Here is a 21630-nt window from a genome sequence, read left to right on the forward strand (position 1 = left end):
CAATTCTCCGTCATTTTGACGGTCTTGGCCCCAAAACGCCCGCCTTTCTGCGGATTTTCAGCACATCCAGGCGACAAACGGGCCATCGGATCGAGCGGGCCATGGGATGGCCCTTCTCATGGCCCGTTTTCGCTTGGGATGGCCCGAAATCGCCTTGGACGCCTAGGGACAAAACCAAGGACAAAATGGCAGATTTCTGCCGTTTTGCCGATGGTTTTGGGATGCCCTGAGGCGAACAAATGGTGCCCAGAAGAGGACTCGAACCTCCACGCCCTTGCGAGCGCCAGCACCTGAAGCTGGTGCGTCTACCAATTCCGCCATCTGGGCACGGTGGCATCGCGCGGGTGCGTCGATGCCGGGGTAGGAGCGCGCCGTTAGCGGGGCGCGGCGGCTGTTGTCAACGACAAGCGTCGGATGGCCGGACGCTGCGCCGAAGTGCCGTCGGTGTTCAGGCGGTTTGGAGTGGGGGGTGGACGCCGCTCACGAGGCGAAGGCCAGGCGGATAGACGGCGCCCCAGCACCGAAGATCGCCAGCGGAACGAGGATCGGCGCATCGCGATCTTCGCCCATATCCATGATGCGCGCCCAATTGGAACACCACCGGCGGCGTGGTAACGGTCAAGATGCCCGACCGGCCGCCGCTCCGAATACGCATGACCGAAGGCCGCAACGATAGCCAATTGCGCGGCACGGTTCTGCTCGAGAATGGCGGCGGCAACCTCAAGGCGAGCCGGACCATCGATTGTTTCAGGGATCGGAGCGAAGTGGGCCGCGGCTTCGGCCGGGGATTGAATTGGCGCACGGGCCGCAAGGATCGACAACACAGCGGCCTACTCCGGCCGGGAGATACGTTTTGACAATGCAATACTACAAAGGCTCGATCCTCTTCACCATCGTATGCTTGGCGTTGGCGGGTTGGCTCGGCTGGTTTGTGACCGGGTCCGTCTCCGGAACGCTCGAAGTGCTGTGGCTGGTGTTGGTGCTCAGCGTGCTGGAAGTGTCGCTGTCGTTCGACAACGCGGTGGTCAACGCCACCGTCCTTCGCGACATGGACCAGGTCTGGCGCAAACGGTTCCTGACCTGGGGCATGGTCATCGCCGTCTTCGGGATGCGAGTGATCTTTCCATTGGCGATCGTGGCGATCGCCGCCGGGATCGGCCCGATCGCCGCGCTGAAACTCGCCGCCACCGAGCCGCTGGAATACGAACGGATCATCACCGCGGCGCATGTCGGCATCGCCGGGTTCGGCGGCGCGTTCCTGGCCATGGTCGGGCTGAAGTTCTTCTTCGACAGGGAAAAGCACGCCGACTGGATCGGGTGGATCGAGCGCCACTTGCGAAAGCTTTCCGACATCGAGGCAGTCGAAATCGCGGTGGTCCTGCTGGCGCTCTACGCAACTTCGCGGCTGCTCTCCGCCGACGACGCGATGACCCTGCTCGTCTCCGGGATCTTCGGGATTTTGACCTACATCGCGGTCGAGGCACTGGGGTCGGTGCTGACAGTCCCGGAAAGCTCGAGCGTGGCCGGGGCCGCGGCCAAATCGGGATTGGCGGGCTTCATGTACCTGCAAGTGCTTGATTCGTCGTTCTCGTTCGACGGCGTCATCGGCGCTTTCGCGATCTCCAACAACATGTTCATCATCGCGCTGGGCCTGGCGATTGGCGCGATGTTCGTTCGGTCGATGACGATCATGCTGGTCGATAAAGGCACGCTTTCGGAATACCGCTATCTCGAACACGGCGCCTTCTGGGCGATCCTGGCGCTGGCGGCGATCATGTTTCTGGGCGCGCGCTATGAAATCCCCGAGACGATCACCGGCCTAATCGGGGGGCGCTGATCGGTTTGTCGCTGTGGAGCTCGATCCGTCACAACCGCGCTCACCCCGACAAGGACGACGACACCGCCGCCACGTTGACCGGAGCCGATTGACCGGCCCGGCCGCCACCTCCGATCGCAATGGCTGTCTCGCGCCATTCGCCGGGCGCCAGACCGTCGAGAGTCCAGGCCCCCACCTGCCGGCGCACCAGTCGCAGCGTCGGCAGCCCTACCGCCGCGGTCATCCGCCGGATTTGACGGTTGCGGCCTTCGCGGATCGTCAGCTCGAGCCAGCAGTCCGGGACCGACTTGCGAAAGCGCACCGGCGGTTCGCGTGGCCACAGCGCGGGCGGATCGATCCGGGCGGCTTGGGCGGGCAGGGTCATCCCGTCCTTGAGGCGCACGCCTTCGCGCAGCGCGGAGAGATCGGCGTCGGCGGGATCACCTTCGACTTGCACCCAGTAAGTCTTGGCCAGCTTGAACCGTGGATCGGCGATGCGGGCCTGGAGGCGCCCGTCGTCAGTGAGGAGGAGCAGGCCCTCGCTATCCGCGTCGAGCCGTCCGGCGGGATAAACGCCGTGAACATCGACAAAGCTTGAGAGCGTGGGGCGCGGAGTGGGGCTGCGCGCGTCGGTGAACTGCGAGAGCACGCCGTAGGGCTTGTTGAGCAGGATCAGCCGCGCCATGGCCCAACGTCCCCTGGGGCGCTCAGGCGGCCCCGCCCTTGGCCGCCGCCAGATCGCGCAGTTCGGTCTTGAGCAGCTTGCCGATGTGGCTGCGCGGCATCTCGTCGATCGCATGAACCAGCGCGAGCCGCTGGGTCTTGCCCAGGCGGGCGTTGGCGGTGGCGCGGATGTCTTCCAGTTCAGCCTCGCCGTGATCCCTTGGCGCCCGCTTGAGCACGACGAAGCCCACCGGGGTCTCGCCCCATTTCTCGCTCGGCACGCCGATCACAGCGGCCTCGGCGACGCGCGCGTCCTTGAGCAGCTCGCCCTCGAGATCGATCGGGAACACGTTGAACCCGCCGGTGATGATCACGTCTTTGGCGCGGCCCACCAGCTCGACGAAGCCGTCGCCATCGACCCGGCCGATGTCGCCCATTTTCATCCAGACACTGCCGTCGGCGGGATCGATCCACTGCGCCTCAGCGGTCTTGGCCGCGGCGTTGTTGTAGCCGCTCATCATCGTCGGCGAGCGGCCGTAGAGTTCGCCCGGCTGGCCCGGCGCGACTTCGTTGCCATCCTCGCCGATCACCTTGAGCAGGCTGCCCGGAGCGGGGCAGCCGACGGTGTGGAGCTTGTCGCGGTGTTCGTGGGCATAGAGAATGCAGACCACGCCGCCCTCGGTCATCGAATAGATTTCGATCAGCCCGCCCGGCATCCGTCGCAGGACTTCGGCCTTGAGCTCGGCGGGGAAGGGCGCGGAGGTGCAATACTTCATCCGCATGCTCGTCAGGTCGAACTCGTCGAAGCGCGGCTCGGCCATCAGGCGGCGGTATTGGACCGGGACGAGCATGGTGTGGGTGGCGCGCTCGGCCTGCGCGCGCTCCAGCCATTTGACCGTGTCGAACTTGCCCATCAGCGAGGCGCACCCGCCCGAGAACATCGTGGGCAGAAACACCGCCAGGGTGGTGTTGGAATAGAGCGGGGTCGAGGTCAGCGTGATCGCTTCGGCGCCGTAGCCCTGGAGCGAACGGAACGCCATCTGCCGCCACCGCATCAGGTGCGAATGGACGATGCCCTTGGGCGCCCCGGTGGTGCCCGAAGAATAGATGATGTTGAAGCGATCGGCGGACTCGGGCTGGAACGGTTCGCAAGTCGTGCCCTCGGGCGCGGCCCAGCTCCACAGGTCTTCGTCCAGCACGATCTGGCGCTTCACGCCCATCGCGAAGTCGCCCAGCTCGGTAAGCTTCGCGCGATCGACGAACAGGTGCCGTGCGCCCGAATCGACCGCCATGGCGCGCAATTGCTCGGGACTGGCGCTGGTGGTCAGCGGCGCGGCGCAGCCTCCGGCATAGATCGCGGCGAGATAGACCAGCGCATAGTCGGTGGTGGTGGTGCCCAGGATCGCTACGGCCTGGCCCCGCTGCAGGCCGTCGGATTTGAGGCGCGCAGCGATCCGGCGGATGTGGGCGGCGGCTTCGGTCCAACTCAGCGAGCGGCGTTCGTCGCGCAAGGCGCAGGCGCCGCCGCGGCGCTCGCCCCAACCGGCTAGGAGGGCGGGGAACGAACCGAACTCGCGTTCGAGTTCGGCTTCCGGATCGGTCATATCCAGGCTCCCGCGCTGGGCGATGTGGACGCAAAACAGTGGGTGAAAACCTGTGACCTTTGCCCCTCGCACGGCTGAATTCCGCGGGTTTGCGCCGATCCGGGTGTGACCATCCGCGGCGCGGCTCTGCGGCGCCGAGGGGCGTTCGCGAAGGGCCGGATGGCGGATAAACGGGTGCTGGTCATCGCTCGTTCAGTGTCACAGCGCGGCACGCATAGGAAAGCAAAATCGGCGGCGCAGGCGTCTTCTCACCCAACACGATTGCAAAAAACGCAACTGAGAGGGCAGTAATAACAACCCATTTATGCTGCATCGCACCTAAAGTTTTCCACTTTCGAGCTTATAACCAACGCACGATGAGTCGTGTGGATTCATCGACAAAAGGAGAAGCTCCATGCGTAGTACCGACCAAGGGCAGAATGTTCCGTTGCGGAATACGATCCTTCAGATCGTCATGTTGATCGCCGCATTCGGCGCCAGCAGCAGCATCTTCGCCGTTACCCTCGCCTGAGCCGATCATGTCGGCTAGCCGTGAAGGCCGGTAGCGGGATCGCTCCCGCTGCCGGCCTTTCCTATTTCTAGCCGGCGAGTGCCTTGACCAAGTCGTAAAGATAATCGCGCGCGGTGTAGAGCGCCTTGGCCTCGACCCGCTCGTTCAGGCCATGCGTGCCGTTGCCGTCGGGATCGGCCCAAACGCTGGGCACGCCGTAGACCGGAATCCCCACCGCTTCGAGATAGACACCATCGGTCGCCCCGGTCGACATCGTCGGAATCACCGGAACGCCGGGGAAATACTTCGCCGCCAGTTTCTCGACAGGACCGAGGATCTTCGGGTCCAGCGGCGGCTGGATCGCGATCGGCTTGTCCTTCACGCGTTCCTCGATGGCGATCTTGGGATCGCCGATCGCAGCGGCCAGGGCCGCCTTGGTTTCGGCTGCGGTCCGCCCCGGGAACATCCGGCAATTGACGTTGGCGGTCGCTCGCTGCGGCAGCGCGTTGAGCGCGTGACCGGCATCGACCAGCGTCGCCACGCAAGTCGTGCGCAGCATCGAATGAATCGCCTTGTCGGTGTTGGCGGTGGCTTCGGCGATCGTGTCGCCGGGATTGTCGGCCAGCGCGACCATTGCGGTTCCGACTGCGTCGCCGCGCAGCGCACCGGACTTCTTGAAGAACGCCTTGGTCACGTCGTTGAACTGGAGCGGAAACTCGTAGGCGCCGATCTTGAGCAGGGCAGCCGCAAGCGCGTAGATCGCGTTGTCCGGGGGCGGCGCCGAGCTATGCCCGCCGGGGTTGGTCGCGGTCAGGGTGAAGTCCTGATAGCTCTTCTCGCCGATCTGGATCGTCTGGACGAGCAGCTTGCCCTTGCCGTCGGTGCGCCCGCCGCCGCCCTCGTTGAGTGCGAATGCGGCATCGATTAGATCGCGCTTGTCCTTGGACAGATACTCCGCCCCATTGAACGCGCCCGAGGTTTCCTCGCCGCAGGTCAGCGCCAGCTTGATAGTACGCTTGGGCCTGTAGCCCGATTGCTTGAAGCGGACGAAGGTGTCGGTCCAGATCGCGGCCTGGGCTTTGTCGTCGAGCGTGCCGCGGCCATAGAAATAGCCGTTCTCCTCGATCAGCGTGAACGGATCGCGGGTCCAGTCCTCGCGCTTGGCCTCGACCACGTCGATGTGCGCGAGCAGCAGCATCGGCTTGAGCGCCTTGTTGCTTCCCGGCAAGACCGCGACGAGCCCGCCGTCCTTGGGGTGTTCTGGCGTCGCGAAATAGGTGATCGCCTCGTCGCCGAACCCGGCGGCCTTGAGGCGCGCGCCCATCTTGGCCGCGGCATCGGTGCAACTACCATTGCTCAACGCGGTGTTGGTCTCGACCAGTTCCTTGTAGAGCCCGCGAAACGCCTCCTGATCTGGACGGAGCGGGCCGGGCAGGCCGGTCGGTGTCTGGGCGGTGGCGGCGGTACTGACAAATGCGGCCAGGACGACCGCGGACAAGGCTTGCTTCATTATGTGCTCCCCGATTTGTGGGCGGGGTTGCAGCACAGTTCGAGCCAACTTGAAAGGCTGTGGATGGGTTTCTTCGCGGGTTCCTAAAATGCCCGACGATGCCTATATGATGGGCATGACAGAGACCTCCGAAGCCACCCCGCCAGAACCTAGCGCGAACCTCAACATCCCCAACGCCAACGCCTATGGCGCGGATTCGATCAAGGTGCTCAAGGGCCTCGACGCGGTGCGCAAGCGGCCGGGGATGTATATCGGCGACACCGACGATGGATCGGGCCTCCACCACATGGTGTTCGAGGTTTCCGACAACGCGATCGACGAGGCGCTGGCCGGGCACTGCGATCTGGTCCTGATCGAACTCAATCCAGACGGCTCGGTCTCGGTCGAGGACAACGGGCGCGGCATTCCGACGGGCATCCACGCCGAGGAAGGCGTCTCCGCCGCAGAGGTCATCATGACCCAGCTCCACGCCGGCGGGAAGTTCGAGAACACCAGCGACGACAACGCCTACAAGGTTTCCGGCGGACTCCACGGGGTCGGCGTTTCGGTGGTCAACGCACTGAGCGAATGGCTCGAGCTGACGATCTGGCGCGACGGGCAGGAGCACTGGATGAAGTTCGCGCACGGCGATGCTGTCGAATCGCTGCGCGTGGTCGGCCCTGCGCCGGAGGGGAAGAAGGGCACCCGCGTCACCTTCCTCGCCTCGACCGACACCTTCAAGAACGTCACCGATTTCGATTTCGAGAAGCTCGAGCACCGCTATCGCGAGCTCGCCTTCCTCAACTCCGGCGTCCACATCAAGCTGCGTGATCTGCGCCACGAGGAGATCAAGGAGCACGACCTGTTCTACGAAGGCGGGATCGGCGCGTTCGTCGGCTATCTCGATCGCAACAAGACCCCGCTGCTGCCCGAGCCCGTGGCGATTTCCAGCGAGCGCGATGGCATCGGGATCGAGGTCGCGCTCGAATGGAACGACAGCTACTACGAAAACGTCCTGTGCTTCACCAACAACATCCCCCAACGCGATGGCGGCACGCACCTCGCCGCGTTCCGCGCCGCGCTGACCCGCACGCTCAACAACTACGCCGAAAAATCGGGGCTGATGAAGAAGGAGAAGGTCAGCCTCACCGGTGACGACATGCGCGAAGGGCTGACCGCGATCGTTTCGGTCAAGCTGCCGGACCCGAAGTTCTCGTCGCAGACCAAGGACAAGCTGGTCTCGTCCGAAGTCCGCCAGCCGCTCGAGAGCCTGATGGCCGACCGGATGAGCGACTGGCTCGAGGAAAACCCCGCGCATGCCCGCGCGGTGATCGGCAAGATCATCGATGCCGCCGCCGCGCGCGAGGCGGCCAAGAAGGCGCGCGAGCTGACCCGGCGCAAGGGCGCGATGGACATCGCCAGTCTCCCCGGCAAGCTCGCCGACTGCCAGGAGCGCGATCCCGCAAAGTCCGAACTGTTCCTGGTCGAGGGCGACAGCGCCGGCGGCTCGGCCAAGCAGGGGCGCGACCGGCACTATCAGGCAATCCTGCCGCTCAAGGGCAAGATCCTCAACGTCGAACGCGCGCGGTTCGACCGGATCATTTCGTCGAAGGAAGTCGGCACGCTGATCCAGGCGATGGGCACCGGCATCCGCGACGAGTTCAACCTGGAAAAGCTGCGCTATCACAAGATCGTGATCATGACCGACGCCGACGTCGACGGCGCGCATATCCGCACGCTGCTGCTGACCTTCTTCCACCGCCAGATGCCCGACATCATCCGCGGCGGGCACCTCTACATCGCCCAGCCGCCTTTGTTCAAAGTCGCCAAAGGGCGCAGCGAGGTCTACCTCAAGGACGCCGCCGCGCTCGACCGCTACCTGGTGGAGGCGGGCCTTGCCGGGCGGGTGCTGGAAAGCGCGGGCGGGGCGAGGGCCGGTTCCGAGCTGGAAGAGCTGGTCCAGCACGCGATGCGGATGCGCAGCCTGATGGCGTTCGTGCCCAAGCGCTACGACCCGAGCATCATCGAGGCGCTCGCGCTGGCCGGCGCGCTCGATCCGGAAGCGGATCGCGCCGCGGCGCTCGCGAAGACCGTCCAGTGGCTCGATCGCGGCGACCAGGAGGCGCGGTGGAGCGCCGAGATCTCGGTCGAGGGCGGCTATCACCTCCAGCGCCAGTGGCGCGGGGTGGCCGACCACCACGTGATCGAGCCCGGCTTCCTCGTCAGCGCCGAAGCCCGTAAGCTCGCCCGGCTGACCGCCGAGCACGCCGAGGTCTATGGCGCGGTGGCGCGGCTGGTGAAGGGCGGCGCGGCCGAGCCCGAGCCGGAAGTCGAAACCACGGTCGAAGACGAACTGGGCGAGGATCCCGGGGCGCAGGCTCCGGCGCGGGCCGTGGCCGGTGACGGTTCGATAACCCGGCCCTCACAACTGCTCGACGCGGTGCTCGCGGCCGGGCGCAAGGGCCTCTCGATTGCGCGCTACAAGGGGCTGGGCGAGATGAACGCCGAGCAATTGTGGGAAACCACGCTCGATCCCGAGGTTCGGCTGCTGCTCCAGGTCAAGGTCGAGGACGCCGACGTCACCGACGAGATCTTCACCCGCCTGATGGGCGACGTGGTCGAACCGCGCCGCGAATTCATCCAGGAGAACGCGCTGAACGTCGCCAATCTCGACGTTTGACGTTTCTGCTAGTCTCGGGGGTCGGCCCGGCGGGGTAGTCTCGCTGGATGGACGACGCCCCCAGCACGCCCGATCGCGTCGCCGCCCGGCTGGACATCGCGGACCTGCTCGCGCGCTATTGCCGCGGGATCGATCGCTGCGACGCCGACGAGCTCGACCGCGTCTTCGCCGACGATGCCCGGATCGATTATGGCTATGGCGCGCAGGACAAGGCGACGACCTGCGCCAGCCTGCTGGCCGCGATCGGGGGCATGCGCCTTACCCAGCACGCGATCGGCAACGTCATCATCGAGTTCGACGCAAAGCGCGCGCGGGCCGAGACCCAGTGCGTGGCGCTGCACATCCTGGGCGAGCCGGGCGCCGAAGTCGAAATGACCGTGGGCGGGCGCTATCTCGATACGCTGGAACAGCGGGCCGAGGGGTGGCGCATCGTCGAGCGGCTCTATGTGATGGACTGGAACCGGCGGATACCCGCGACGATGAGCCTCGACGGCGGGCTTTTCGACCGCCTTCAGCGGCGCGGCGGGCGCAAGCCGGAAGACCCGCTGTATCGCTGGGGCGCGGCGTGAGAGCGCGCGATCCGGCCCTGCAGGAACTGCTCGATCATCGCGCGATCGCCCAGCTCTCGATCGACTATATGCGGGCCCTCGACCGGCTCGACCGCGACCTGCTGCGATCGGTCTATCACCCGGACGCGACCGACGACCGGGGCTTCTTCGCCGGATCGGGACCCGAATTCTGCGACTTCGCGCTGGGCGTGCTGGCGAGCCACAAGGTCAACCACCACATGATCGGCCAGACGAACATCGCGATCGAAGGCGACGTCGCTTTCGGCGAGATCTACTTCAACGCCTATCACCGCATCGAGAGCGATGGGGAGGACAAGGATTTCGTCGTGATCGGCCGCTACGTCGATCGCTACGAACGGCGCGAGGGCGTGTGGAAGATCGCCCATCGCAGCGAGCTGAACGATTCGTGCTGGACGGTGCCGGCGGCCGACGATTGGCTGCGTCAGACGCCATCGGCGCTGCGCGGGGCGCGCGGGTCGGCGGACCTGTCGGCGCGGCGCGACGAAGTGCGGCGGCGATGACCGAACGAACCGTCGCGCGCTGCCCTGGGCCTTCCACGCGTGCCATCATCCTGGACGACGCGATCCCGCCATCGGCCGGCTTCATTGCCGAGCGCTATCAGCATCTGGGCGACGACGACCTGTCCTACGCCGCCTATACCAGCGAGGACTACGCCCGGCGCGAGCGCGAGCGCCTCTGGCCGCGCACCTGGCAGATGGCCTGCCGCGAAGAGGAAATCCCCAACCCGCGCGATTTCCTGGTCCACGACATTGGCGACGACAGCGCGATCGTCGTCCGGCAGGATGACGGGTCTGTGCGGGCCTTCGTCAACAGCTGCATCCATCGCGGGATGCAGCTCGCGCCCTCCGGCTCGCGCGGGCACGCCAGCGTGCTGCGCTGCCCGTTTCACGGGTGGAGTTACGCCTCCGACGGCGCGCTCAGGTCGCTGCCCTGCGCATGGGATTTCGCGCATGTGGACCGCGCCGCCGCGCGTCTCGACGAGATCGCGACCGGGCGCTGGGGCGGGTTCGTGTTCGTCCATTTCGGCGACGATCCGCCGCCGCTCGGCGAGTTCCTTCACCCGGTTCCTGAACTCGACCTGCCGGTGCCGATGGATGCGCGGCACATCGCCGCGCACTATCGCAAGCACCTCCCGGCCAATTGGAAGATCGCGCTCGAGGCGTTCCTCGAGGCCTACCATGTGATGGCGACGCATCCGGAGGGTCTGCCCACCGCGGGCGACGCCAATTGCCAATACGATCTGCTTGGGGATCACGTCAGCCGCTTCATCCACACGATCGGGTTCCAAAGTCCGCACCTCAAAGGCACGCCGAGCGAGGAGGACTTGCTGGCGCGGCTCGATCGCGGCCGATCGGGACTGCGCCTGCAGCCGGGGCAGCGCGCGCGAGACGCCTTTGCCGAACACCTGCGGACGACGCTAGGCGCCCAGCACGGGGTGGACCTGGCGCGCGTCTCGACCACGCAGATGATCGATTCGATCGAGTATTACTGCTTCCCGAACTTCGTTTTCTTTCCCGGTATCGCGCTGCCGATGGTCTATCGCTTCCTGCCCGATCCGGAGTCGGTCGATCGCTGCTTCTTCGACTTGTGGTTCCTTGCGCCGACCCGCCCCGGCGAGTCGCCGCCGCCGGTCCCGGCCACGGTCGAACTCGCGCTAGACGAGCCGTTTGCCGCGGCGCCGGGCATCGATCCGAAGCTTGCCTTCATCTACGATCAGGACGTCGACAACCTCGCGCGCCTGACCCGCGGCATCAAGGCCAGCCGCAAGCCGGGGCAGACGCTTGGCGCCTATCAGGAAGTCCGCATCCGCCACATGCGCCAAACGCTGGCGCGCTATCTGGGCGAGGAGTGAACGCTGCTGCGGGGAATCAGACGGGAAGGAACCGCGCGATCACGTCGCGCGCCAAGCGCGCCGGTCGCAGCGTCGCGGAATCCACCGAGCACCAGATCGACTTGACCTCGACCAGGATGTCCTCGCCGCGTCGCAGCACCGTCTCGTAGTAGGCGCGCACGCCCTGGACCTTTTCCAGCACCACCGTGGCGATGACGTCGTCGCCCAGGAATGTCGGGCGGCGGTAGGTGATCTCGTGCTTCAAGGCGACCCACAAGTGCCGCGCGACCGCTTCGGGCGGGGCGAGATTGCGCCAGTGCGCGACCACCGCGTTCTGCACCCAGGTCAGATAGTGGGCGTTGTTGACGTGGCCCATGAAATCGATGTCGCCGGGCTCGACGCCGATCGGAAAGAGATAGGGAATCGCTTTGCTCACATGCCTGTAAATAGGGTGTAGCGAGCCAACTTGCCAGCGCGTTGCATCAGGCCATCGCAAATCCGCGATAGCCGTCCGCCACCACGTCGTTGCAGGCGACCACATATTCGGGAAATCCGCCGACATAAGGCAGGAACACCCGCGGCTTGCCTGGTACGTTGGCCCCCATGTACCAGCTATTTGCCTGCGGAAACAGAGTGGTATCGGCCACTTCGCCGACATGCGCGACCCATTCAGCTTCGGCTTGTGCTGTCGCCTCGGCCACCTTGAACTGGTGCTCGGCCATGTGCGCGATGCAGCCGGCGATCCATTCGACATGTTGTTCGATCGACATCATCATGTTGGTCAGCACCGAAGGGCTGCCCGGCCCGGTCACGGTGAACAGGTTGGGAAACCCGGACATCGTCAGCCCGAGGTATGTGTGCGGGCCATCTGCCCACTTGTCCTTCAGCGACACTCCGCCGCGTCCGCGGATGTCGATCTTCGTGAGCGTCCCGGTCATCGCATCGAAACCGGTCGCGAAGACGATCGCGTCGAACGCGGTTTCGCCCGCGGAAGTGCGGATTCCCGTCCGTGTGACTTGCACGATCGGAGTCTCGCGCAAATCCACCAGCGTCACGTTGGGGCGGTTGAAGGTCGCGTAGTAGCCGGTGTCAACGCACAGGCGCTTGGTTGCGATCGGATAGGTCTTGGGGGTCAGCTTGTCGGCTACGGCGGGATCGGTGACGATGCTGCGGATCTTCGCGGCCATCAGATCGGCGGCGATCCTGTTCGCGTCGGGCTCGGTCAGGACATCGGCGAACAGGCTCATCATCGGCAATCCGCCGTTTTGCCAGCGGCGCTCGAACTCCGCCTGCTGTTCTTCGGGCGTCATCTCAGCGGCGGTTCGCTCCTCCGGATTGAACAGCGCGGCGACCGACTGGCTGCGGGCATCGGCGCGATAGGCGTCGCGATTGGCGTCCCAGTCGCTATATTGCTGCTGCGTCACCGGCTGGTTCCAGGCCGGTGCGCAGTAGTTGGGGGTGCGCTGGAACACGGTGAGCTGCGCCGCCTGCTCGGCGATGACCGGGATCGACTGGACCGCCGACGATCCGGTGCCGATCACCCCGACCCGCTGCCCGGTGAAATCGACACCTTCGCGGGGCCATTCGAAAGTCTTATAGATCGACCCTGCGAAGTTTTCGATTCCCGGGATGTCGATCTGCTTGGGCGTGGACAGGCACCCGGTGGCCATCACCACCCAGCGCGCGGACAGTTCATCGCCGCGATCGGTGCGCACCGTCCAGCGCGCCGCGGCTTCGTCCCAATGCGCGCTGTCGACCCGGGTCTCCAACTGGATGTCGCGGCGCAAGTCGTAGCGGTCGGCGACATGGTTGGCGTAGCGCAGCAATTCTTCCTGCGGAGCATAGCGCTCCGACCAGCGCCATTCGCGCTCGAGTTCGGGATCGAACGAGAACGAGTATTCCATGCTCTGGATGTCGACCCGCGCGCCGGGATAGCGATTCCAGTACCAGGTCCCGCCGACCCCATCGCCCGCTTCTATCACCCGCGTGCTCAGGCCCAGGCCGCGCAGCTTGTGGAGCATGTAGAGGCCGGCAAACCCGGCACCCACCACGATCGCGTCGAAATCCCGAGTCGCTGCCGTCATGACCGTTCTCCCGGCCGGGAGGATGGCAGATCAGCGCGGCGGCGCAATGGTTCAGGCGGCGCGCAGTCCTTGCACCCCGATCGCGCCGCGGTCTTCGGCCGAAAGCCCGTCGAAGATCGTATCGACGATCCGCGCGAGCTTGGCCTCGCTCAGCTTTTCCATGATCATCACCATCAGGGCGATGTTGACGTAGGCCGAGATCATCTGGTTGATCAGGCTCAGCGCCTCGTCGATGGACAGGCCGGGGAAGTGTCCGTCGTCCATTGCCTCGGCGATGATCAGGCACAGGTAATGGTCGCCGAGATCGACGTAGCTGCGGACCACCTCGAAGTGCTGGTTGCCCAGATCGCAGTGCATCTGGAACAGCACCGGATCGGCGCGGTAGCTGTCGCGCAACAGGACAAAGCGGCGCGCGAAGAATTCGTACATCTTGCGCCGCGGCGGCAGATCGCTGGCGACAACCTCCTCCATGATCCGCACTTTGGCGCGGAACCAGCGTTCGGCGACGGCCTCGAGCAGATCGTCGTAGGTTTCGAAGGTGCGTTGCAGCGCGGTGACGGTCAGGCCCAACCGGCTGGCGACTTCGCCCAGGCTCAGCGCGTTGGGTCCGCGATCGTTGAGGATGGCGAGCGCGGCATCGACCGCGCGATCGCGTTGCTGGTCTGCTTCGGCCTGGTTGACAGGCATAAGGAAAGGCCCCTTCCGACGCTTCATGGCGAATTTAGGCTCGCAGGTGCAGCATTTCAATCGAGCCGCGATGAAATTTCCTGACGCTGTCATTTTGCGCTAACCGGCGGCGATGATCCCGCTTTCGCGCCTGCTCGTCGCCATCCTTATCCCCGCCATCGCCGCCTGCGCCACGGTGCCGCGCGGCGCCTCCGTTCCGGTCGAGGTGGGGATCATCGCGATCAACGATTTCCACGGCGCGCTCGAGCCGCCGAAGCAGGCGGTGCCGACGATCCTGCACGGCACCCGCCGCGTGGAACCCAGGCCCGGCGACGCGCAGCTCGATCAGAGCGAGCGGGTTGTTGCGGTCCCGGCTGGCGGTGCGGCCTGGCTGGCGAGCGCGATCGACAGTGTCCGCAGCAAATATGCCAATCACGTGACCGTCTCGGCCGGCGATCTGGTGGGCGCCTCGCAGCTCGCTTCGTCGCTCTACCTCGACGAACCGGCGATCGGCGTGATGAACCGCATCGGGCTCGATTTCAACGCGGTCGGCAATCACGAATTCGATCGCGGCGCGGCGGAGCTCAAGCGCCTGGTTGCGGGCGGGTGCCAGCCGCTCGCGGCGCGCCAGCCGTGCCAACTCGAGAAATGGGCGGGGGCGAGGTTCCCGTTCCTCGCCGCCAACTCGATCCGTCCCGACGGCTCAACGCTGTTTCCCGCCACCGGAATGAAGACCTTCGGTAGCGGACGGCGCAAGGTGACGATCGGCTTCATCGGTGCAACCCTGAGAGAAACATCCGACCTTACAGCGAAGGAAAACCTCCAGGGCGTGACCTTCGCCGACGAGGCCGACACGATCAACGCCGCGATCCCGGGGTTGAAGGCGCGAGGGGCCGACGCGATCGTGGTGCTGATCCACCAGGGCGGGCGCACCGATACCAAGGTCGCCCCTGATCCCAGCGCGTGCGCGGGCTTCACCGGCGCGATCCGCTCGATCCTCGATCGCCTCAGCACCGAGGTGGACGTCGTCGTCTCGGGCCACACCCACTGGGCCTACGTCTGCGACTACGCCACGCTCAACCCGGCCAAGCCGTTCCTGCTGACCAGCGCCGGGGTATTCGGCGAGCTGGTGACCGATATCGACCTGAAGTTCGATCCGGTGACGCGCCGGGTGATCTCCAAGTCGGCGCGCAACGTGATCGTCCAGAGCCCGGGCTATAGCAACGCGCGCGGCGATCTCGTCCTCGTGCCGGAATTCCCGCAATTCGCGCCGCGATCCGACATCGCCGCCTACGTCGCGCGCTATGTCGCCGCCTCCAAGGATTTCATCGAGCGCCCGGTCGGCAAGCTGGGCGGGCTGGTCGAGCGTCCGGGCGGCGACGCCTCGAACAAGGGCGGCAGCCTGGGCAACCTCGTCGCCGATGCCCAGCTTGCGGCGACACGATCAGCCGGCGCGCAGATCGCGCTGATGAACGTCTTCGGGCTGCGCGCGCCGTCGCAGATCGCGCCCGCCGCCGATGGCGGGGTGACTTTCGGTCAGGTCTATGCGGTGCAGCCGTTCGCCAACGACCTCGTCACCCAGACCCCTGACCGGGGCTGAGCTCAAGGCGGTTCTCGAGCAGGGCCTCGACAGCAACCAGCCGGTCCAGTTCCTCAGCCCAAGCTGGGGCTTTTCCTACAGCGTGGATATGGCCCGTCCCGAAGGCCAGCGTGTGGTGGCGATGACGCTCGACGGGGTGGCGATCGATCCCGCCAAAAGCTACCGCGTGACCACCAACAGCTTCCTCGCGAACGGCGGCGACAGCTTCTCGCTGCTGGCGGGCCAGCGCGACAAGGCGATCGGCGGAAGCGACATCGATGCGCTCGAGGCGTGGCTCAAAGCGGTCCCGCCGCGGCCTGCGCCGGTGGAAGAGCGGGTGATCGATCTCAATCCGGCGGCTACCCCGCAGAAGCCGGGGCCGATGTCCAAATAGAACTGCCCAATTGATCCCGCTCGTCCCGGGATTCTAGGATCGGTCGCGCCTGGGCAGCCAGGGCACGAACCCCGAAGTTCGCTTCACGTACGCCGCATAGTCGGGCCGTCGCTTGGCCATGCCCTTTTCGAGCAGCGGCTTGCCCGACCATTTGGTCAGCGTAAACGTAAGGAACAGCGGACCCGCCACGCTGGCGGCGGCGATCCCCCACCCGGCATCGGCGGCGGCGAGCCAGATGCCCCACCAGGCGCAGGCGTCGCCGAAATAGTTGGGGTGGCGGGTATAGCGCCACAGCCCCCAATCCAGGACTTTGCCCTTGCTCGCCGGATCGGCGCGAAAGCGGGCGAGCTGCCAGTCGCCGACCCATTCGAAGACAATTCCCACACCCCACAGCGCCAGACCCGCCCAGGCGAGCGGTCCAAGCGGCGCCGAATCGCGACTGGCGAGAATGCCCAGTTGCGCGGGCAGGCACACGAGGAACAGCAGAAGCGCCTGCGGCCCGAACACGATCTTGAGCGCCGCTCCGGCAAACTTGCCACGCTCCTTGGCCTTGCCCAGCATCCGGGCGTAGCGCGGATCTTCGCCGTGCCCGCGCCAACGCAGGAAAAGATACAGCGCCAGCCGCCCGCCCCACAGCACGGTCATCGCGAGAATCAGCGTCGCGAGCGCTCCGGGTTCGTCGCGCTGGAGCCAGCTCGAAACCGCCAGCAGCGCCATCCCGCCACCCCACACCGCGTCGATGAAGCTGACGTCGCCGATCCGCACCGCGATCAGCCACAGCCCGGTCATGACCACCACTATCAGCGCGGCATTGACGAGCAGCGCTTCAAGCATGCGCCTGGACGCCTTGGCTGGAGGTTGTCTCGCCAATGCCGAAATCGCTTTGCGCGCGCGCGGGGTTCTTGGGCGTGACGCTGCGGTAGTATTGGACGATCTTGGCCATGTCGGCCGCATAGTCGCCGGTCGGCCAGATCGCCGGACCCAGCCCGCCGCTCTTGGTGCCGTAATCCATCATGCCCACCAGCAGCGGCACTTTCGCGCCAAGGGCGATGTAGTAGAAGCCGGTGCGCCAGCGGCGCACGGTGCCGCGGGTGCCCTCCGGCGCCACGGTCAGGAGGAAATGCTTGCGGCGTCCGAATTCGGCGACCATCTGGGCGACGTAGTCGTGGCTGCTCGACCGATCGACCGGCACGCCGCCCATGTCGCGCATGAAGCGCTTGAGCGGCCAGCGGAACAGCTCCTTCTTGCCCATGAAGTGGGCCTTGACCCCCAGCGAGTCGGTCAGCCCGAGAAAGTTGACGAAATCCCAGTTGGAGGTGTGCGGCGCGGCGATGATCACCCCGCGCAGGTCGGCGGGCGGAGTGCCATGGGCGGACCAGCCGCGCGTGCGGTAGAACCACAACAGGAACGCCCGCAGGACCCGCGACAGCAGCGCCGGGCGCGGTTCGCCAGTATCTGCCTTCCTGCTCATCCCAAATCCCCCGCCCGAGCATAGGGGCGTGGGGAGTGAGGCGCCAGCGGTTATCGGCCGGCGCTGGCCGATCCGTTCAGCGGCCCTGCGCGCGCCAGCGCGCGACCGCGCGGCTGACCTGCTCTTCCTCGCCGCCGCTGTTGTTCCACAGCTCGGAAAACGAGGGATCCGCCGAGGCCGGACGCTTGTATTCCTCGAGTTCGTCGAAGCTCACCCGAACCGGGATCGAAACGCCCTCGCCGCAGATGATGCATTCGCGGTTGCGCAGCGCGGGGATCGAATCGAGGAAGCCGCGCGCGCCTTCGGGCATCGCCGCCTTCACGAACGCCTGGTCGCGATCGTTGTTGAGGCGCATCGAGATGATCGTGCCGCATTGGCTGAGCACGCCTTCCGCCAGGTCGGACGGGCGCTGGGTGATCAGCCCCAGGCTGATCCCGTACTTGCGTCCTTCCTTGGCGATCCGGCTGAGGATCCGCCCCACGCTGGAGCCGTCGGCGTTCTTCTCGTTCGGGACGTATCGATGCGCTTCTTCGCACACCAGCAGGATCGGACGGGTCAGGTCGTCGCGCGACCAGATCGCGTAGTCGAACACCAGCCGGCTGAGCACCGCGACCACGGTGCTGGTGATGTCCGAAGGCACGCCGGAGACGTCGATGATCGAGATCGGCTTGCCGTTGGAGGGCAGGCGAAAGACCTTGGCGATGAATTCGGCCATCGTATCGCCGACCAGCATGCCCGAGAACATGAACTGATAGCGCGGATCGGCCTTGATCTCGTCGATCTTGGTCTTGAGCCGCATGAACGGAGCCGATGAGGAAGCCTTGTCGAGCCGCCCCATCTCGTTCTGGATGCCGCTCGACAGGTCCGACAGCAGGTAGGGGATCGGCGAATCGACGGTGATCTTGCCCATGCTTTCGGCCAGGCGGCTTTTGCAGCGAGCGGCGAGCAGGCACTTGGCGAGGATGTCGCGGTCTTCCTGCGCCTCGGGTCCGTTGGCGGTGACGAAGACTTCGCAATGCTCTTCGAAGTTCATCAGCCAGTACGGCATGTGCAGGTTCGAAACGTCGAGCAGCAGCCCCGAATGGCGGAACGCGGCGGAGTATTCCCCGTGCGGATCGATCATCACGATGTGTCCGTCGGGCGCGGCTTCGCAAATCTTGTGGAGGATCAGCGCGGCGCTGGTCGATTTGCCGGTGCCGGTCGAGCCGAGCAGCGCGAAGTGCTTGCCCAGCATCGCATCGATATACAGGCCGGCACGGATGTCGCGGGTCGGATAGACAGTCCCCACCGTGATCGCGCTGCGCCCGTCGCTGGCGTAGATCTGCCGCAAGTCCGCGCTGGTCGCGGGATAGATCAACGCGCCGGGGATAGGATAGCGGGTCACGCCGCGGCGGAAGTGATAGATCTTGCCGGTCAGCTTCTCTTCGTCGCCTTCGCCGAGGAAGTCGATCGCGGCGACGATCCCGCCGGGGACCGCCTCGTCCGAACGCTGCGTGCGCACGCTGGCGAGCAGCCAGGTGTTGCCGACGCGGATCTTGATCTGGCTGCCGACCTGCCCCGCCAGCGCCACCGATGGATCGGTGTCTCCGGCGCATTCGTCGAGCCGCCCCAGGTCGAGCGCGATGCGCGATCCCGATCCCGCGATCTCGATCACCATCCCGATCGGGTCGAGTGCGTTGCGCGAAACCGACGATGGTTCCGCCCGCGGGGCAGGGGCGGGCGCTCGCACGCGCAACGACCCGGCGGGCTCCCCGAACGGCTGCTGCGGTCGGTGGAAGTCGCTGACGCTCGCGGGTTGCGCCGCGTCCAAGCCGTATCCGCCCATGTCCGGCATCGCGCCCGGTCCCCGTGTGTCCGTCGGTCTATCCATGCCGTGGCGATAGGGGGCCGCGGTTAAGATCAAGTAACCCTGAGGATTCGCGGCATCCGGAGCGGTCTACACCAAGGCGAACAGTCTCCCCGCCAGCCAGCCCATGAACACCGACATCAGGACCGCGCTGATCCCGTACCAGAAGCCGTTGCGCTGAGCCCGGTCGGCGACGAAGCGCTCGAACCCCAACTTGCGCACCGCGACCGTGGTCGACGCGGCGGCGACGACCTTGCCGCGCGCGACGGCAAAGGTTTCGGCGGTGTAGGTGCCGGTCGAAACGCTTGAGGGCAGGGATATCCGCGCCTGGTAGAGAACGCCGCCGCTGACTTTCACGGCGGCTTCGTCTTGCTGATAGAGCCCCTGGCGGCGCATCAGATCGACCAGCCCGCCGGCAAACCGCGCCTGTTGCTTGGGATCGATCGCCCCGATCGGCGAAAGCTGGAGCCAGGGCAGGCCCAGCTCGTAGATCGCCGCGGTACGCTCGTCGACGATGTCCCGGATCGGGCGCGACGAGGCGACCGCGAAGAACGCCGGAGCCGAGCGGAACTCGCTGCTGTCGGCGTTGATCCAAACGCCAGCGACCTTCTGCTTTTCGCGCAGCACGATCGAGCGCGCCGGGCCCTGAAGCACCACGACGATGTCGTAGGCCTGCGCGGCGCGAGTGCCCTCCGGGGTCAATATTGCGCCGAACAGGAGCAGGTCGGTCCCGGTAAAACCCTGCTGGACCTGGACCTCGTGTTGCGAAATCTCGGGAATCAGGATCGGGTCGCGCGCGCAGATCAGAAGCGGACCCAGGACCAGCGCCAGGATTATTCGCCACCCCAAGTCCCCAAAAAGGGATTTCCTGGAGTGCGCATCCCGGTCACAGCGGGGTCACCGTGAATATCTCGTCGGGGCGATAGCCGAGCCCGATCGCCAGGCGCAGCGCGACCAGGATCACGATCACCGCCAGGATCAGGCGCAAGTATTCGGGCCGGAACTTCTGCGCGAACTGCGCTCCGATCTGCGCGCCCGAGACCGAGCCGATCAGCAGCAGGAGGGCCAGCACGATGTCCACCGCCTTGGTCGTCAGCGCGTGCATCATCGTCGAAACCATCGTGACGAACAGGATCTCGAACAGCGACGTGCCGACCACCACGCTGGCGCTCATCCCCAGGATGTAGAGCATCGCCGGGACCAGGATGAACCCGCCGCCGACGCCGAGCAGCATGGTGAGAATGCCGGTTGAGAAGCCGAGCAGCAGCGGCGCCAGCGGCGAGATGTACAGCCCCGAGCGATAGAACCGCCAGCGCCACGGTAAGTTGGCGACCAGCGGGTGGTGGCGACGCTTGCGCGCGGGCAAGCGCCTGCCGCTGCGCATCGCGCGCAAGCTCTGGACCGCCTCGTTGCCCATCATCCCGCCGATTGCGCCGAGCATGATCACGTAGAGAATGTTGATCACGGTATCGATCTGGCCGAGTTCCTGGAGCAACCGGAACAGCACCGCGCCGACGAGCGTGCCGAACACCCCGCCGACGACCATCACCCCGCCCATCAGGTAGTCGACCCCGCCGCGCCGGGTGTGCGCGAACACGCCCGAGACGCTCGCCCCGGTCACCTGGCTGGCAGCGCTGGCGGCGGCGACCGTCGGGGGAATGCCGTAGAAGATCAGCAGCGGTGTGGTCAGAAAGCCTCCGCCGACCCCGAACATGCCCGAGAGGATGCCCATCAGCCCGCCCAGACCGACGATCACCAGGCCGTTGACCGAAAGGTTGGCGATGGGAAGGTAGACGTCCATCCTGCGCGCGGGCCTAGCCTATGGGGCGGGGGAAGGGAACGCCGCGAAAGCTAGAATCCCGCCTAAAACGTCAGCGTCGGGCCAGAGGCGGGACGGGCGCTGCCGGCCACGCGGAAGCGCCAGTCGAGCGCCAGGCGCGCCGCAGCCGGGCCGGTGGTGAGGCGTAGGCTGGCGCGAGGACCGAGATCGAGCCTGACGGCGCCCTTCTGCCCGCCGCTCCAAGCACCCCCGCCCAGTCGCAGCTCGGCCGGCCCGGCGCTCGCCAGCCTGCGATCGGCGACCGCCTGGACGTCGAAGAACGGTGTCGCTCCGCGTTTGTCGCCGATCGGCGCGCCCGCGTAACCGGCTTGGGCATAGGCTTCGCCTGCGATCCCCAACGGCAACCGCACCGGCGGCAGTTCGGTGATCAGCGAGGCCGCAGGGCGGACCCGCGTGCGCCCTGAACCGCGCCGTACGCGCGCCTCGCCGAGCAGCCGCAGCGGCAGGTTTGGGAACGGGCGCGCCGAGAGGCCCTCGGCGATTTCGCGCTCGTCGATCCCGCCGACGGCGCGGCTGACGCGGACGTAGGCCTGCGGGACGTTCCCCGAGGACGGCGCGAGCGCGAACCGGATCACCCCGCCAATGCG

20 protein-coding genes and 1 tRNA gene are annotated in these 21630 nt (G+C 66.1%); 8 read left to right on the plus strand and 13 right to left on the minus strand.

Annotation, left to right across the window (positions count from 1 at the left end; genetic code table 11):
* Positions 1–240: 240 nt before the first annotated feature.
* Positions 241–327 (minus strand) — tRNA-Leu (locus tag GKE62_RS11980).
* Positions 328–653: 326 nt separating this feature from the next.
* Between GKE62_RS11980 and GKE62_RS11985 the strand changes: the two genes are divergently transcribed.
* Entirely contained in the window at positions 654–857 is a 204-nt protein-coding gene (locus GKE62_RS11985; RefSeq protein ID WP_154692439.1) for a hypothetical protein, read from the plus strand.
* A gap of 2 nt (positions 858–859) precedes the next feature.
* Positions 860–1837 (plus strand): DUF475 domain-containing protein, encoded by a 978-nt coding sequence (locus GKE62_RS11990; RefSeq protein ID WP_370516000.1) that lies wholly within the window; start codon positions 860–862, stop codon positions 1835–1837.
* 40 nt (positions 1838–1877) lie between these two features.
* Here GKE62_RS11990 and GKE62_RS11995 read toward each other — a convergent pair whose 3' ends face one another.
* The 3 genes from GKE62_RS11995 to GKE62_RS12005 all read right to left on the minus strand — a co-directional run bounded on the left by GKE62_RS11995 (position 1878) and on the right by GKE62_RS12005 (position 6083).
* A complete protein-coding gene (locus GKE62_RS11995; RefSeq protein WP_154692440.1) occupies positions 1878–2501 on the minus strand; it encodes a pseudouridine synthase in 624 nt (207 codons plus the stop codon).
* A 22-nt stretch (positions 2502–2523) separates the two neighbouring features.
* Positions 2524–4083 carry a class I adenylate-forming enzyme family protein gene (locus GKE62_RS12000; RefSeq protein ID WP_154692441.1) on the minus strand — a complete coding sequence of 520 codons (1560 nt, stop codon included), beginning with the start codon at positions 4081–4083 and terminating at the stop codon, positions 2524–2526.
* Positions 4084–4661: 578 nt separating this feature from the next.
* On the minus strand, positions 4662–6083 hold the full coding sequence (locus tag GKE62_RS12005; protein ID WP_154692442.1) for a M20/M25/M40 family metallo-hydrolase: 1422 nt from the start codon (positions 6081–6083) through the stop codon (positions 4662–4664).
* A 115-nt stretch (positions 6084–6198) separates the two neighbouring features.
* Between GKE62_RS12005 and gyrB the strand changes: the two genes are divergently transcribed.
* The 4 genes from gyrB to GKE62_RS12025 are packed head-to-tail and all read left to right on the plus strand — an operon-like array spanning position 6199 to position 11184.
* Complete coding sequence (gene gyrB / locus GKE62_RS12010) at positions 6199–8742, plus strand: DNA topoisomerase (ATP-hydrolyzing) subunit B (protein ID WP_370516097.1); 2544 nt, start codon at positions 6199–6201, stop codon at positions 8740–8742.
* A gap of 47 nt (positions 8743–8789) precedes the next feature.
* Positions 8790–9311 carry a nuclear transport factor 2 family protein gene (locus tag GKE62_RS12015; RefSeq protein WP_154692443.1) on the plus strand — a complete coding sequence of 174 codons (522 nt, stop codon included), beginning with the start codon at positions 8790–8792 and terminating at the stop codon, positions 9309–9311.
* Positions 9308–9832 (plus strand): nuclear transport factor 2 family protein, encoded by a 525-nt coding sequence (locus GKE62_RS12020; RefSeq protein WP_195908366.1) that lies wholly within the window; start codon positions 9308–9310, stop codon positions 9830–9832. The genes GKE62_RS12015 and GKE62_RS12020 overlap by 4 nt, the downstream gene beginning before the upstream one ends.
* Positions 9829–11184 carry an aromatic ring-hydroxylating dioxygenase subunit alpha gene (locus tag GKE62_RS12025; RefSeq protein ID WP_154692445.1) on the plus strand — a complete coding sequence of 452 codons (1356 nt, stop codon included), beginning with the start codon at positions 9829–9831 and terminating at the stop codon, positions 11182–11184. Before GKE62_RS12020 ends, GKE62_RS12025 begins: the two co-directional genes overlap by 4 nt.
* A 16-nt stretch (positions 11185–11200) precedes the next feature.
* Here GKE62_RS12025 and GKE62_RS12030 read toward each other — a convergent pair whose 3' ends face one another.
* From GKE62_RS12030 to GKE62_RS12040, 3 genes are read right to left on the minus strand one after another with little or no spacing between them, the layout of a single operon-like run.
* Entirely contained in the window at positions 11201–11599 is a 399-nt protein-coding gene (locus GKE62_RS12030) for a thioesterase family protein (protein WP_154692446.1), read from the minus strand.
* Between the two features lie 46 nt (positions 11600–11645).
* Positions 11646–13247 (minus strand): NAD(P)/FAD-dependent oxidoreductase, encoded by a 1602-nt coding sequence (locus tag GKE62_RS12035; protein WP_154692447.1) that lies wholly within the window; start codon positions 13245–13247, stop codon positions 11646–11648.
* A 51-nt stretch (positions 13248–13298) separates the two neighbouring features.
* Positions 13299–13961, minus strand: a complete 663-nt coding sequence (locus GKE62_RS12040; protein WP_230206671.1) for a TetR family transcriptional regulator — start codon at positions 13959–13961, stop codon at positions 13299–13301.
* 85 nt (positions 13962–14046) lie between these two features.
* Here GKE62_RS12040 and GKE62_RS12045 point away from each other — a divergent pair, with 85 nt between their 5' ends.
* A complete protein-coding gene (locus GKE62_RS12045; RefSeq protein ID WP_255453318.1) occupies positions 14047–15513 on the plus strand; it encodes a 5'-nucleotidase C-terminal domain-containing protein in 1467 nt (488 codons plus the stop codon).
* Positions 15458–15886 (plus strand): 5'-nucleotidase C-terminal domain-containing protein, encoded by a 429-nt coding sequence (locus GKE62_RS19440; protein ID WP_255453319.1) that lies wholly within the window; start codon positions 15458–15460, stop codon positions 15884–15886. The genes GKE62_RS12045 and GKE62_RS19440 overlap by 56 nt, the downstream gene beginning before the upstream one ends.
* A 33-nt stretch (positions 15887–15919) precedes the next feature.
* On the opposite strand, the gene GKE62_RS12050 is transcribed toward GKE62_RS19440, so the two are convergent.
* From GKE62_RS12050 to GKE62_RS12075, 6 genes are all read right to left on the minus strand, one after another.
* A complete protein-coding gene (locus GKE62_RS12050; RefSeq protein WP_154692449.1) occupies positions 15920–16720 on the minus strand; it encodes a DUF1295 domain-containing protein in 801 nt (266 codons plus the stop codon).
* Entirely contained in the window at positions 16713–17357 is a 645-nt protein-coding gene (locus GKE62_RS12055) for a lysophospholipid acyltransferase family protein (protein WP_154692450.1), read from the minus strand. Before GKE62_RS12055 ends, GKE62_RS12050 begins: the two co-directional genes overlap by 8 nt.
* A 76-nt stretch (positions 17358–17433) precedes the next feature.
* Complete coding sequence (locus GKE62_RS12060) at positions 17434–19227, minus strand: ATP-binding protein (protein ID WP_230206672.1); 1794 nt, start codon at positions 19225–19227, stop codon at positions 17434–17436.
* Positions 19228–19293: 66 nt separating this feature from the next.
* The gene (locus tag GKE62_RS12065; RefSeq protein ID WP_154692451.1) at positions 19294–20052 is read right to left on the minus strand and encodes a TIGR02186 family protein; all 759 of its coding nucleotides are present in this window, start codon (positions 20050–20052) and stop codon (positions 19294–19296) included.
* A gap of 37 nt (positions 20053–20089) precedes the next feature.
* Positions 20090–21004, minus strand: a complete 915-nt coding sequence (locus GKE62_RS12070) for a sulfite exporter TauE/SafE family protein (protein WP_154692452.1) — start codon at positions 21002–21004, stop codon at positions 20090–20092.
* A 62-nt stretch (positions 21005–21066) separates the two neighbouring features.
* The gene (locus tag GKE62_RS12075) at positions 21067–21618 is read right to left on the minus strand and encodes a hypothetical protein (RefSeq protein ID WP_154692453.1); all 552 of its coding nucleotides are present in this window, start codon (positions 21616–21618) and stop codon (positions 21067–21069) included.
* Between the last annotated feature and the right edge of the window lie 12 nt (positions 21619–21630).

Origin of the sequence: Novosphingobium sp. Gsoil 351 (genome assembly GCF_009707465.1) — a bacterium.
GTDB lineage: Bacteria > Pseudomonadota > Alphaproteobacteria > Sphingomonadales > Sphingomonadaceae > Novosphingobium.